The sequence below is a fragment of the Cellulomonas sp. P2_F12 genome (assembly GCF_056403775.1).
On record NZ_JBFUEV010000001.1, the window covers coordinates 839,837 to 853,898 of the forward strand.

Sequence of the window (14,062 nt, forward strand, 5' to 3'; positions counted from 1 at the left end):
GCCCTGTGACCCACGTGCGCGACGCCTATGGCCTGGGAGGCGTCTCCCTCGGCATCGCCGTGGTCGTGCTCTTCGCCATCGTCCTCGCGCGCTCGCACGCCACCTACTGGGCCGGCCGCGGCGTGGTCCGGGGCGCGCAGGCCGTGCACGAGACCGAGGCCGCCCCCGGGTGGTGGCACGCCACGATGCTGCGGCTCGAGGCCTGGACCGACACCCGCACGGCGCAGCGCGGCCTCGACCTGGTGCGTCGGTGGGGTGCCATCGCCGTCACCCTCGCCTACGTCACCGTCGGGCTCCAGACGGCGATCTTCGCGTCGGCCGGGCTCATCAAGATGCCCTACCTGCGCTTCTCGCTCGCCTCGATCCCCGGCGCGCTGGTCTGGGCGGTGGTGTGGGCGACCGTCGGGTTCGGTGCCGTGTGGGGCGCGCTGGCGCTGTTCGCGCAGTCGCCCTGGGCCCTGCTCGGGGCGGCCGTCCTGCTCGTCGCCGCGATCGTGTGGTTCGTGCGCCGCCGACTGCTGCGCCGGGCGCGCCTGGCGCAGACCCAGGAGCCCGCTCAGGCCGAGGTCTGACCCGGCTTGTCGACCGCCCCGCCGTACCGCCGGTCGCGGCGCGCGTACGTCTCGACCGCCCGCCACAGGTGCCGCCGGTCGACGTCGGGCCACGGCTCGTCCAGGAAGACCAGCTCGGCGTAGGCCGCCTGCCAGATCATGAAGTTCGACGTCCGCTGCTCACCCGACGAGCGCAGGAACAGGTCGACGTCGGGCAGGTCGGGCTCGTCGAGGTAGCGCGCGAACAGCTTCTCGTTGACCTTGTCCGGCCTCACGCGGCCGGCCGCGACGTCCCTCGCGATGGCCTGCGCGGCGTCGGCGATCTCGGCCCGTCCGCCGTAGTTCACGCACATGGTGAGCGTGACGGTCGAGTTGTTCTTCGTCAGCTCCTCTGCGGTCTCGAGCTCGTTGATCACCGAGCGCCACAGCCTCGGCCGCCGACCCGCCCAGCGCACCCGCACGCCCCACGAGTTCATCAGGTCCCGCCGCCGCCGCAGCACGTCCCGGTTGAAGCCCATGAGGAAGCGGACCTCGTCGGGCGACCGCGACCAGTTCTCCGTGGAGAACGCGTACGCCGACACGTACTCGACGCCGACCTCGATCGCTCCCGCGACGACGTCGAGCAGCGAGGCCTCCCCGGCGGCGTGCCCGGCGGTCCGCGGCAGCCCGCGGGCGTTGGCCCAGCGGCCGTTGCCGTCCATGACGACGGCGACGTGCCGCGGCACGAACTCCTTCGGGATCGAGGGAGCGCGCTCGCCGCTCGGGTGCGGCGGGGGTGGGACCGGCATTCAGACCCTCTCGACCATCGGCAGCGAGCGCAGCTGGCGCTCGAGGTGGAACTGGCAGAACGCGGCGACCAGACCGTTGCCCTCGCCACGATGCCGCTCGGCGCTGGCGTCGGCGACGGCCCAGTCTCCCCCGAGCAGCGCCGCGAGCAGCTCGAACGTCTCCGGCGCCGGCGCCGCCGCGCCCGGGGGCCGGCACGCGCGGCACACGGCCCCGCCCGACGCGACCGCGAAGGCGGTGTGCGGACCGGGCTCGCCGCAGCGCGCGCAGTCCGTGAAGCTGGGCGCCCACCCGGCCATGGCGAGCGCCCGCAGCAGGTACGAGTCGAGCACCAGACCCGGGGCGTGGTCGCGATAGGCCAGCGCCTTCACCGCGCCGACCAGCAGCCAGTACTGCTGCAGCGACGGCTCGTGCTCGGCCTCGACCAGGCGGTCCGCCGTCTCGAGCATCACCGTGCCGGCGGTGTAGAGCGTGTAGTCCTCGCAGATCCGCCGCCCGAACGGCCCCAGCGTCTCGGCCTGCGTGACGATGTCGAGGTTGCGGCCCGTGCTCAGCTGCAGGTCGACGTACATGAACGGCTCGAGGCGCGACCCGAACTTGGAGCTGGTGCGGCGTACACCCTTGCCGACCGCACGGACCTTGCCGTGCGACCGGGTCAGGAGGGTGACGATGCGGTCGGCCTCCCCCAGCTTGTGGGTGCGCAGCACGATCGCCTCGTCGCGGTAGAGGCTCACTGCGCCATTGTCCCCCGCACCACCGACAGACCACGTCGGCGCGCGGGTGCGAGCGGCGCCGATCAGGCGGCGAAGTCCGCGTACTCGGCGGTGAGCGCCGAGAAGCACGCGTCGATCACCGAGCGCCCGTCGCGCTCGCGTGCGGCCGTACCGATCGCCGGGCGCCTTTCGCGTGCAACGTTCGCGGATCGCCCGTCTCGCCCGCGGACGTCCGCGGCGATCGCCGAAGCCCCGCTCGTACCCTCGACCGACCGACGGCGGGGTGGCACTCGCACGCCGGCGCCGGAGCTCGACCGGCTCGGAAGCGGCGGGCTCGGGGCTCGACTGAGGTACTGGTGACCGGTGGGCGTCGTCGTCAGCACCGTGTGGCCAGGTCCGGCCCGCTGGACCGGCCGGCGCGACCACCCCGGCGCCTCCTTCGCCAGGTTGCAGGCGACACAGAGGCCTTCGCCATTGTCGGCAGTGGTCGCCCCACCGGAGGCGGCCGGGACGATGTGGTCGATCTGCCGGCCGGGTGCACCGCAGTAGGGCGTTCGGCAGATCCCCTGGTCGCGGATCCGTAGGAACTCGGCCAAGCCGTCAGGATGGAACCGCGAGCGGGAGGTCATCGCGACCAGGTCACCACCGGGATCGGCGTACAACCGTCGCAGCCAGGCCGCGTCGGCGTCGATCCCGGCGGCCACGAGCTCCCTGGCCACCTGCGCGGGCACCGGGCCACCACCGGGCAGGTGCGCGGACTCGTGCCCGGTGCCGAGCAACGCCGAGTCACTGAGCACGAGGTTCACCGTGATGGGCACGGCCGACGCGCTCGACTGACCCGTGACCAGCTCCACCAGGGTGTCCGCCATGATCTGCCCGCGACCCCGGCGCGCTGCCGCCCGCCCGACCTGGTTCCCCGCGTCCGGTGGGTCCTCCGGGACGCCGGCGGCAACCGCCGCGTCGGCCGCGCGACAGAGTGCCGCGTAGACCGCCACACCTTGCGCCACAGGAAGCAGCGCCGTGAGGTACGTCATCGTGTCCGGGGCCGGCCGCAACGTCACGCAGCGCTCCGACGCCGCGCGCCGGGCTCGCCGCACGACGGCGGACGGATCGAGACGCGCCGCGTGCCCCCGCGCCGAGGCCACGAGCTGCCGGGTCCCGACACCCACCAGAGCCGAGGGATCGGCGCAGAGCAGCGCATCGACCTCGCGGCGATCCTCGACCTCCAAGCAGGCGGTCTCCTGGACCAGCAGCATCGCGGCGTGCTCCGAGAGGCAGCCCGCGCGCAGTGCTCCGAACGTGTGCGGCATCTCCGAGAGCCACGCCTTCGCGGCTCCGAGCAGAGCCGCGCCGCGGTGGGGCGACTCGCGCCGCGCCAGGCCCACCTGCGCGGCGATTCCCAGTCCCCGCCGCCTCGTCGGCACGCCGGCGAGCGCCTGTCGCTCTCGCTCCGCACGGTCGAGCGCGGCCGCCGCCTCCGCCTGGAGCGCGCACGCCGCCGCCTTGAGGCGCTCCAGCCCGGCAATCAGGTCCACCAGCGCCGCGCTCGGCTCCGCGGCACCACCGCCCACGTCGCTGCCGCCCTCCGGGAGGTCGATGCCCTCCTCGATGCCGTCGAGCCCTCGCATGAGCTCGCGACGCCATCGCCCTACCTCGATCGCGTCGACGGGTGCGGGGCGACCTGCGGCATCCGGGGTGGCCGCGGCGGAAGAGGAAACCGCGAACGCCGCCACGTCGACACCGAACCCGGTAGCGACACTCGCGCCGAGCGCCGTGGTGTGGCGCGCCGTCGCTGCACACGCGCACGCACCGCCGACCGACGCGATGGCCGCGCGCGTCGTCTCGGCCGGAGTGGTTGTCACACGACGATCGTATCGAACATGCGTTCGATTCGTCGGAGCTGTCCACAGCCTGAAACCGAGCCGCGCAACGAAAGCCGAGATCAGAACCCGAAGGTCATGACCACCGGCACGCCGCCGTGCGCGAGCGCGTCCAGCACCGCCCGCTCGTGCGGCACGACGGGGTCGGGCAGCGCGTCGAGGGCGAACCACCGCAGGTCAGCGGCCTTGTCGGGCTCCTGCAGAGCAGGGGCGCCCGTCCATCGGCGGCACTCGAAGAACCAGTCCACGCGCTCGTCGATCGGGTCGCCGGTCCCGTTCGACCGATGCATGCCTGTCAGCCCGACGAGGTCGGCGGGATCGACGTCGATGCCGAGCTCCTCGCGCGCCTCGCGGACCGCGGCGGCGACCACAGACTCGTCGCGCTCGACGTGCCCGGCGGCCGCACACGCCCAGTGCCCGTCCATGTAGCCGGTCCCGCGCCGCAGCTGGAGCAGGACCTGGTCGTCGCGACGGAGGACGACGTAGGCGGCGGGGACGACCTGGAAGCGCACGGCAGCCACCGTAGACCGGACCGGCGAGACCGGAGGCCCGACCCGGCCGCGCCGCCGACACCTCGTCGCCCCGCATCCGTCGAGGGTGGTGACGGGCCAGCGGGCGAGGGTCGGCGGCGCGAGCGGTCGCGCGGCCGTCGTCGGGGTCGCCGACGGACGGCCGGGCGCGCCCCGGGGCGGCAGGCGGTGTCGCGGCCGCGGGGCAGGGCCAGGAGGTCAGTGCTGCGAGGTCAGCGCTCGTGCCGGTTGACGGCCGAGATGATCGCCTTCAGCGACGCTGTCGTGATCGAGGGGTCGATGCCGACGCCCCAGAGGATCTCGTCGCCGATCGCGCACTCGACGTAGGCGGCGGCCGTGGCGTCGCCGCCCGACGAGAGGGCGTGCTCGGCGTAGTCCAGCACGGCCACGTCGACCCCGAGGGTCTTCACGGCCGCGACGAACGCGGCGACCGGACCGTTGCCGGAGCCCTCGAGCGTGCGCCGGACGCCGCGGTCGACGAGGTCGACCTCGAGGGTGTCGGGACCGTCCTCGACGCTGGTCCCCCGCGTGCCGCGCAGCGAGAACCGGCCCCACGGCGCGAACGGGCTGCCCGGCTCGACCGGGAGGTACTCGTCGTTGAAGATGTGCCACAGCTCGTCGGCCGTGACCTCGGTGCCGTGCTGGTCGGTGTGCTTCTGCACGACCTGCGAGAACTCGATCTGCAGCCGGCGCGGCAGGTCCAGGTCCTTCTCGGACTTCATCAGGTAGGAGATGCCGCCCTTACCGGACTGCGAGTTCACGCGGATGATCGCCTCGTACGACCGGCCGACGTCCTTCGGGTCGATCGGCAGGTACGGCACGGCCCACACGACGTCGTCGACCGTCTTGCCCTGGCGCTCCGCGGACTCCTCGAGGGCCGTCAGACCCTTCTTGATCGCGTCCTGGTGCGACCCGGAGAACGCGGTGAACACCAGGTCCCCGCCGTACGGGTGCCGCTCGTTGACGGGCAGCTGGTTGCAACGCTCGACGGTCCGCCGGATGTGGTCGATGTCCGAGAAGTCCAGCTGCGGGTCCACGCCCTGGCTGAACAGGTTCATGCCCAGGGTCACCAGGCAGACGTTGCCGGTGCGCTCGCCGTTGCCGAACAGGCAGCCCTCGATGCGGTCGGCCCCGGCCAGGTAGCCCAGCTCGGCGGCGGCGACGGCGGTGCCGCGGTCGTTGTGCGGGTGCAGCGACAGCACGACGCTCTCGCGGTAGCGCAGGTTGCGGCTCATCCACTCGATCGAGTCCGCGTAGACGTTGGGGGTCGCCATCTCGACCGTGGCCGGCAGGTTGATGATCACCTTGCGGTCCGGCGTCGGCTCCAGGACCTCGAGCACGGCGTTGCAGATGCGCAGCGCGTACTCCAGCTCGGTGCCGGTGTACGACTCGGGCGAGTACTCGTAGTACACGTCCGTGTCCGGGACGAGCTCCTCGTACTTCTTGCAGAACCGGGCGCCGGAGACGGCGATGTCGACGATGCCGTCCTCGTCCGAGCGGAACACGACCTCGCGCTGCAGGGTGGACGTCGAGTTGTACAGGTGCACGATCGCCTGCTTGGCGCCCGCGATCGCCTCGTACGTGCGCTCGATGAGGTGCTCGCGCGCCTGTGTCAGCACCTGGATGACGACGTCGTCGGGGATGCGGTTCTCCTCGATGAGCATCCGCACGAAGTCGAAGTCGGTCTGCGAGGCGGACGGGAAGCCCACCTCGATCTCCTTGAAGCCCATCTGCACCAGCAGCTCGAACATCTCGAGCTTGCGGGCGGGGTTCATCGGCTCGATCAGCGCCTGGTTCCCGTCGCGCAGGTCCACGGCGCACCAGCGAGGTGCCTGCGTGACGCGCTTGTCGGGCCAGCGGCGGTCGGGCAGCTCGACACGGATCTGCTCGTGGAAGGGGCGGTACTTGTGCACCGGCATCGACGACGGCTGCTGTGCGCTCGTCTCCAGGTAGGTCATGGTCTTCTCGTCCTTCGGGCGGTTCGGCGGGGAGTCAGCCGGCACACACGACACCGCGACGAGGATGCGGCCTAGAGGGCCTCGTCGCGGCAGCGAAGAAGGAGGGTGACTGCGAGCACGAAGTCACCGTACCCCCACACGCGGGGCCCGGTGCAAGCCGGTCTCACCGCAGCGCCACCAGCGTGTCGTCGCCCAGCGCGTACAGGTGGGAGCCCAGCCGGACGGCGCGCGAGGTCCCGATCGGGAACACCATGTCCCACTCGTCGGTCCCCCGGTCGAGCGAGACGGCGGTCAGGACCGGGGTGCCGTCGGCCGTCTCGTGCTCGACGACGACGCGCCGCCCGTCGGTGAACGTCCGCCGCACCGACGGGCCGAACGACAGCGCCCAGACCTGCGACCCGGTCGCCGCCTCGAGGCCGACGAGGTGGCTGCCGCCGCGCAGCACCACCCGGTCGGCGGCGTCCACGGCGACCTCGGAGGCCGGTGCGTCCGCGAGCCAGACGGCCTCCCCGGTCGCCCGGTCGTACGCGCGGACCCGACCTCCCTCCGTCTGCGCCGCCAACCCGCCCGCGCCGAACACCAGGCCCGACGTGCCGTCGCTGGCGGCCGGCGCCGCGAGCACCCCCTGCACCGTGGCCCACGTGGCGCCCTTCCCGGTCGACAGCTCCGAGACGGCGTCCACGCCGGCGTCGCGAAGCCGGTAGCGGGTCCGTACGAGCGTCCCGTCCTCGAGCAGCCGGGTCTGGTCCGCGACCGTCGCCCCCGCCGGCCGAGGGAGCCGCTTGCCCGTGACCGCGTCGAGCACCAGGGTCACGTCGTTCCCCGCGGCGAAGACGAGCCCCGCGGCGGCCGTCATCGAGACCCGCCCGTTCGACGCCGACTGGAAGGTGGACCAGCGCTGGGTCACCCACCGGGCCTCCCCGGTCGCCGGGTCGATCCGGCGGACCGTGAGCATCCCCCACGCGTAGGTGGCGACCACGAGGTCGGTCCCGGCCTGGGCCGTGGCGACGATCCACCCGGGCGTCGTGCTGCGGGACAGCACGGTCCCGTCGCTCGGGTCGACGACCAGGACCGCGGCCGCGCCCTCCTCACCGGTGGCGTCCGGCGGCTCGAGGAGCTGCTGGTCGGTGGGGGGCGCCGGACCGACCACGCACGCGAGCAGGCCGTCGAGCGGTCGGCACAGGACGTTCTCCGGGACGGGCGTCGCGGGCAGGGCCAGGGACCACAGCGGCTGGCCGGCCACGACGTCCAGGCCGACGAGCCGGCGGTCCTCTCCCTGCGCCCCGGCGGTGGCCACGATGACGTCGCCGACGAGCACCGGCGTGACGGAGCCGTCGACCGCCGTCGACCAGCGTGCGCGCGGCGCGTCCTCGAGCGCGCGGACGGCACCCGGGAACGCAGCCTCGCCCAGGACCTCGGCACGCTCTCGTCCGGCGGACCAGCGCGGGACCCCGACGAGCGCCGTCGCCAGCACGACGACCACGGCGACGGCCACCGCGACAGCCCGTCCGGGCCGACGACCCACCCAGCCCCGCAGTCGCTGCGCGCCCGAGGGCAGCGGCTCGACGACCGCGGCCTCGTCCTCGTCGAGACGCACCCGCTGCATCGGGGTCTTGAGCCCGCTCGTCGCCACCGCGGTCAGCCGTACACGATCAGGTCGTTCGCGGTCCGCACGACCACGTGGCCGCCGACCGCGTCGACGTGCTGCACGTGCTCGGGCAGCGGGACGGCCCAGCTGCGCACGCCGTCGTCGAGCGCCAGCCCCCACAGCTCCGGCCGCCCGTCCGGAGAGCTCCCCGGGCCGATGACCAGCGTGCCGTCCGAGAGCGGCGACCAGACAAGCAGATCACCGGTGTCCACGGACCACAGCATCCTGCCGTCGCCCGCATCCAGCACCCCGTAGCTGCCCGCGCCGGACGCCACGAGCCGGTGCCGCACCAGCACGTTCGGGTCCAGGATCGTCGGTGTGCGCCAGACGTCGGCCCCCGACGACAGGTCCACGGCCGCCACCTGCGGTCCCTCGTCCACGACCGCCAGGGTGGGCTCCGAGCCGTCGTTCGCGGCCAGCTGGACCGGCAGGCCCGCCACCGGGTAGAGCGCGGCCCCGTCGGCGCCGTGCATCAGCCCGCCACCCACGGGCGCCCACGTCGCGAACCGGTCGCCGACGCTGCCGATCTCGAAGCTGCTGAACCTGGCGCCCTCGAACACCGTGCGTCCGCCCGCGGCGTCGAGCACGATCGTGGACTCGCCGTCGAGCACGACGAACGGCGGGGTGACCGTCACGGACGCGGACAGCAGCTGGGCCATCACCCCGGGCGAGACGTAGGACCACACCACCGCGCCCGAGCGACCGTTGCGACGCTCCACCTTGAGGTGCCCGTCGTCCTGCAGCTCGCCGATCACCAGGTCGTCGTCCACCCGCTCGACCCCCACGACCGCCCCGCGGATCTCCCACCCGCCCGTCCGCGTGCCGTCCCGTGCGGACAGCGGGAGGACCGTGATGTGCGGCGCCTCCTGGATCGAGGCGTCGGCGGAGTACACGACCTGCGGCTCGCGCACGAGGCAGAGCACGAGCGAGCCGGCATCGGAGCTCTGCGCGGGACAGAGGACGGCCGCGCTCTCGAAGCCCGAGCGGGGGGCCGGCGCCACCGGCACGCTCCACCGGGTCGCCCCCGTCGTCGGGTCGTGCGCCGTGACGTCCCACGAGTCCTCGCCCTCCGCGAGGACGACGAGCGACCCGTCGGCGGCCAGCACGGTGCCGTTGATCGTGCGACCCTCGACGTCCCAGAGCCGCGTGGGCGCCGAGTCCAGCGGCCGCACCATCCCCGGCACGGCGGCGATGCGGGCGACGAAGGCACGGTCCCGCGCGGACGCGACCATGGCCGCCGCGACCAGGCACAGCACAGCGAGCACGGCGACGGGCCACCAGCGCCGCAGAGGGTGCTCACCGGCGGGCGGGAGGCCTGGCGGCGGCTCGTCGTCGGGATGGCGCGGCCGAGGCGTCGTGGTCGAGGCGTCCTCGATCTCGACGAGCTGCATCCGTGCAGCCAGGCGCCGGTCCGCCATGCCCCCGACTCTAGGACACCGGCTGCGTCCCCGGAGCCCGGACGAGGCGCAGCGCGCAGTCGCCGAACGTGACCGTGGAGCCGACCCGCAGGCGCACCTGCTGGTCGACGCGGCACACCACCTGGCCGCCGTCCGGCAGCGTGACGACCGTGCCGTTGGTCGAGCCGCGGTCCGCGACCCAGACGCCGCCGGGCTCGACCCCGATCTGCAGGTGGGTCTTGGAGACGGACCGCCCCGGGTCCACCACGCGGACCAGCTGGACGTCCGCGTCCGACGCCGGGTTGCGCCCGACCAGCGCGGTGCGCTCGATGATGATCCGGCGACCGTCCAGGAGCTCGACCTCCGCCACCGCCCGGTCGACCGCGACCGAGTCCACGGGCAGCGCGAGCAGGTCGTCCCGAGGGCCCGCCGGACGGGTCATCTCGAGCTCGGGCGCGAGGCCGTAGCTGAGGCCGACCTGCCGGACGACCGGCGTGGCCCGGGTGTCGAGGTCGGGCCCGCTGCGCTGCGGCGAGACAGGTGCGAGGACGAGCCCCGCGGGCCGGCCCTCCTCCAGGAGGACGTCGAGCAACGCGGTCCCGGCGTCGGCCGGCGGTGCGGCGACGGCCCACCCCGGCACGGCCGTCACGCGACGCGGCGGGGCAGCCGGGACGGGAACGGGGGCGCGCTCGGCGCGCGGGAGCTCGGCCACCGGCTCGAGGGGCGCCGACCGGACGTCGAGGACCTCGTCCCCGGCAGCCAGGTCGTGCCACCCTCGCCGACGGCCCGTGCGGTCGAACGTCGGCGAGACCAGCACGAGCAGCACGCCCACGCCCAGCGCCAGCAGACCCGCGGCGACCACGAGCCCGCGCAGCAGCACCCGCGCCATGCCGATCGGACGACGGGTCTCCACGTCGAGCGTCCGGATCCCGGTCGCTCGCCGCCCGACGGTCCACCCCAGCCGGCCGTGGAGCACCCACTGGACCACGACGACGACCAGCGCGAGCGCGGCCGCGGCGACCACGAGCAGCCGCTCGTCGGCGAGCAGGCCGAGCGTCAGGACCGCGACCAGCAGCACACCGTCGATCAGGCCGGCGGCGAACCGCCGGCCCAGGGTCGCGGGCGGAGCCTCGTGGCCGTCGGCGACGTCGAGCTCGGGCACCCGGCCTCCCTGGCTTCTCATCAGGTTCCCTTCGGACGTCGTCGGCGACGGTCTCGCAGCGACGCGGTCGACACGCGGGCCCGCACCCGGCGACGCCAGCCGACGCTGTGCGCCATGGCGTCCACCGTCACCTGGACGTCCGCCCAGTATGCGGTGGCCTGCGCGGCGCTCGGAGCGCCGGGGCTGAACACCGCCTGATCGGCGGAGCGCGCCAGCGCACCCACCCGGGCGGCGACCACGGCTCCGTCGGGGGCATCGGCGAACGACGCGGCCAGCGTGCGAGCGGACTCGTTGCGCGTCGCCAGCCGGCCGGCCGGGCGGCGCAGGTCCCGCGCGGCGTCGAGGACCTCGTCCCAGCCGCCGGCCACGCGGACCACGGGATCGGCGCTGCGGCGGCGGCGACGACGACGGCCGGCCTTGAGCGCGACGATGAGCACCAGCGGGGCGGCCAGCAGCACCAGCGGGATGCTGACGACCCCCGCCACGCGGGCGATCCGCCACCACAGGGCGTTGGCGTCGTCGCCCGTGTCGGGGTCGTCCGTCTGCGGCTGCTCGGTGTCCTCGTCCGGGGGCGTGACCGCGGCGGGCGGGGGCGGGGGCGGCTGGACGACCTGCGGGTTCGGCTCGGAGGGCTTGTGCTGGTCCTCCTGCTGCGGCGTCTGCTCCGGCGGCGGCGTCGGGTCGAACGGCACCCAGCCGTAGCCCTGGAACGCGACCTCGACCCACGCCTGGATGTCCTTGCCGGTCACCGCGACGGGACCGTCGCCGGCGCTCTCCCCCGTGCCGGCCTCGGGCACGAACCCCAGGACCACCCGGGCCGGCAGGCCCATCCCGCGCACCATGAGGGCCATCGCAGCGGCGTACTGCTCACCGTCGCCCACCATGAGGTCCCCGCCCAGCAGGGTGGTGATCCGCGCGGCGCCGTGCCCGGACAGCGACTCCGTGCCCGACACCTCCATGCCGTGGCTGAAGAAGCCCTCCTCCGAGAGCCAGGTGGCCAGCGCCCGGCTGATCTGCACGGGGCTGCCGGCGTCCCGGGCGACGTCCGCGGCGGTCACCGCGGCGATGTCCGGCGCGCCGGTCAGCGCCGGCTGGGCCATGTCGGACGCGGGTGCCCGGCCGATCTCGGCGTCGTCGGGGTCCCGCGGCACCACGACGTCGACGCCGTACTGCAGGCCGTGCCGCACGCCGCCGGTCAGCACGGCCGCACCGGTCGCGTCGTTGTAGCGCAGGGCACTGGCCGCGTCCGGGTCGGGGACGTCGAACGACGTGGCCTGGCCGACCGTCGGCAGCCACACCCCGCTCAGGGCGTCGATGGTGAACTCGACGTGCGCCTGGTCGCCCCGGACCGTCGTGTCGATCTGGTCGCCGACGCGGCGGAACTCGCCCGACGCCTCCGCGGACCCGTCGCCGGCCACGTTCCAGACGACCCCGTCGTACCGGTCCATCGTGGCCAGCCGCACGCGGGCTCCCTGGGGCAGCCCGGACACCGTGAAGAGGGTCGTGTCGGCCTCCTGCTTCACGAACTCGCGGAAGGCGGACAGCGGGCTCGGGTAGTCCCGCGGGTCGAACGGCGGGACGATCTCGTCGCGCACCACGAGGCGGTCGGTGCCGCCGGCGACCACCGGCGCGCCGAGCACGCCGGCGCCCACCGCGACCACGGCGAGCAGGCCCGTGGCGATGACGCGCCGGGCACGCAGCAGGCCGGCGCGCCAGGACGCCCAGGGCAGCAGCACGACGACGAGGACCAGGCCGGTGAGCACGGGCGGGACGGTCGGGCGACGGGTGCCCAGCACGATCACCGCGATCGTCACGGCCACGGGCACCAGAGCCGCCGACGCGGCCGTCGCGCCGTTGCGGAGCCGGAGCGCCAGCGAGACGGCGAGCGCCGACCCGACCAGGGCGAGGAAGTACATCGCGACCAGCAGCGTGCCGCCGGAGCCGACGGGTGGCTGCAGCGTGAGCACCTGCTTCCACGTCGACGCCGCACCCCGGGCGAGCTCGAGCGCGGTCTGCGGCGTCGGCACGATCCCCGCGATCGTCGTGCTCGGCGCGGCCAGCGCACCGCCGGCCAGCACGTAGACGACCACGAGCACCGCGACGACGGTGATCGCGGACCAGCGGCGGGCTGCGCCGAGCGCCGAGACCGTGGCGCCCAGCAGGAGCCCGCCCACGAGCGCCGGCAGGGCGGTCGTGCCGCCGTACACCTCGAGCAGCGGCGTCAGGGCCACGGCCAGGGTGCCGACGAGGCAGGCGACGTCGACGGCCGCGCGACCGGGCGACCGGGTCATGCCGTCACGCGCCGCAGGAGCCGGGGCAGGTCGTCGAGGCGGCCGATCGTCGCGAGGCTCAGCGAGCCCTGCGTGCGGACGGCGACGTCGGCGCCGGGCGTGCACCGCACGACGACCGTCCGCGTGCCGACGGGCACGTGCCGGGCGCCGAGGCGTAGGTCGGTGTCGCTGGGCACGGAGCCCGTGATGAGCATGGCGACGGACGCCTCCGGCGCCTCCCGGACCACGCGCCGACCGAGGAGCGTCGCACCCGCCCCGGACGCCGCCAGCGCGATCCCCGAGCAGTCGTCCAGCAGGAGGGGCGGGGTCTCGACCCGCAGCCGGCCCGGGCCGGCCAGCACCACGAGGTCACGCTCCTCGCGGATGGTCTGCACGCCGACGGACGCGAGCACCGACACCGCGAGCTCGAGCTCGTCGTCCGAGGCGTAGTCCCGGGGGTCGGTGGCCAGCGCCAGGGCGGTCGTGGTGCGCCGCGTGTCCTCGAACTGCTTGACCATGAGGCTGCCGCGGCGGGCCGTCGTCCGCCAGTGGATGTACCGGCGGTCGTCGCCCGCCACGTAGTCGCGCAGAGCGTGGAAGGACAGGTCGGAGTCGGACAGGTCGCGCGTCGCCTGCCCCTCGAGGTCGCGCAGCAGGCCCGCGCTCGCGCCCGCCAGCGAGACCAGCAGCGGGTGCACGAACAGCTCGACCGGTCGCGTCCAGCGCACGCTGCGTCGCGCGAGACCGAACGGGTCGCCGCGGACCGACCGCACCGGGCCTACGACGATCACCGCGCGGCGGGCGGTCGGGATGGCGAACAGGTCGTCGTGCGTGGCGTCCGGGCTCAGCGCGGGCACCCCGAACTCGGCCACCGCGGCACCGACCGGCAGCTCGACGCGCGACGGCAGCGACCGGCGACGGGCCACGTTGCGCACCTCGAGGCGGCCCAGGGCGCGCTCCCCCACCTTGACCCGGCGGTCGGCCATGTCGAGCGTGATCGCGTACCGGGCCCGACCCGCCGTCATCAGCAGCGACACCACCAGCACCGCCGTCAGCGCGGCGCCGACCGCCGCGAGCTCCAGCCACCCGGTCCACCGGCCCAGCACGAGGCCGAGGGCCGCCAGCGCGGCGACCCCCCACCCGATCGGCGAGACCCGCAGACCCACG

11 protein-coding genes are annotated in these 14,062 nt (G+C 74.5%); 1 reads left to right on the forward strand and 10 read right to left on the reverse strand.

Going from position 1 to position 14,062, the window contains the following annotated elements:
- Nucleotides 1–5 precede the first annotated feature (5 nt).
- A complete protein-coding gene (locus AC1DWH_RS03925) occupies nt 6–572 on the forward strand; it encodes a DedA family protein (protein ID WP_477092554.1) in 567 nt (188 codons plus the stop codon).
- Here the strand turns inward: AC1DWH_RS03925 and AC1DWH_RS03930 are convergent.
- The 10 genes from AC1DWH_RS03930 to AC1DWH_RS03975 form a co-directional block, all read right to left on the reverse strand.
- Nucleotides 557–1,339 (reverse strand): isoprenyl transferase, encoded by a 783-nt coding sequence (locus AC1DWH_RS03930; RefSeq protein ID WP_477092555.1) that lies wholly within the window; start codon nt 1,337–1,339, stop codon nt 557–559. The genes AC1DWH_RS03925 and AC1DWH_RS03930 overlap by 16 nt on opposite strands.
- Nucleotides 1,340–2,071: a DNA repair protein RecO gene (gene recO, locus AC1DWH_RS03935; RefSeq protein ID WP_477092556.1), complete on the reverse strand. Its 732-nt coding sequence runs from the start codon at nt 2,069–2,071 to the stop codon at nt 1,340–1,342.
- 62 nt (nt 2,072–2,133) lie between these two features.
- Nucleotides 2,134–4,101 carry an HNH endonuclease gene (locus AC1DWH_RS03940; protein WP_477092557.1) on the reverse strand — a complete coding sequence of 656 codons (1,968 nt, stop codon included), beginning with the start codon at nt 4,099–4,101 and terminating at the stop codon, nt 2,134–2,136.
- Entirely contained in the window at nt 3,993–4,442 is a 450-nt protein-coding gene (locus AC1DWH_RS03945) for an NUDIX hydrolase (RefSeq protein ID WP_477092558.1), read from the reverse strand. Before AC1DWH_RS03945 ends, AC1DWH_RS03940 begins: the two co-directional genes overlap by 109 nt.
- Nucleotides 4,443–4,672: 230 nt before the next feature.
- A complete protein-coding gene (gene leuA / locus AC1DWH_RS03950) occupies nt 4,673–6,418 on the reverse strand; it encodes a 2-isopropylmalate synthase (protein WP_456845513.1) in 1,746 nt (581 codons plus the stop codon).
- A 163-nt stretch (nt 6,419–6,581) separates the two neighbouring features.
- The gene (locus AC1DWH_RS03955; RefSeq protein WP_477092559.1) at nt 6,582–8,051 is read right to left on the reverse strand and encodes an outer membrane protein assembly factor BamB family protein; all 1,470 of its coding nucleotides are present in this window, start codon (nt 8,049–8,051) and stop codon (nt 6,582–6,584) included.
- A 5-nt stretch (nt 8,052–8,056) separates the two neighbouring features.
- Nucleotides 8,057–9,484, reverse strand: a complete 1,428-nt coding sequence (locus AC1DWH_RS03960) for an outer membrane protein assembly factor BamB family protein (RefSeq protein ID WP_477092560.1) — start codon at nt 9,482–9,484, stop codon at nt 8,057–8,059.
- A 10-nt stretch (nt 9,485–9,494) separates the two neighbouring features.
- Entirely contained in the window at nt 9,495–10,625 is a 1,131-nt protein-coding gene (locus AC1DWH_RS03965) for an RDD family protein (RefSeq protein ID WP_477092561.1), read from the reverse strand.
- Nucleotides 10,626–10,645: 20 nt separating this feature from the next.
- Complete coding sequence (locus AC1DWH_RS03970) at nt 10,646–12,916, reverse strand: transglutaminase TgpA family protein (RefSeq protein WP_477092562.1); 2,271 nt, start codon at nt 12,914–12,916, stop codon at nt 10,646–10,648.
- Entirely contained in the window at nt 12,913–14,061 is a 1,149-nt protein-coding gene (locus tag AC1DWH_RS03975; RefSeq protein ID WP_477092563.1) for a DUF58 domain-containing protein, read from the reverse strand. The genes AC1DWH_RS03970 and AC1DWH_RS03975 overlap by 4 nt, the downstream gene beginning before the upstream one ends.
- Nucleotide 14,062 lies beyond the last annotated feature (1 nt).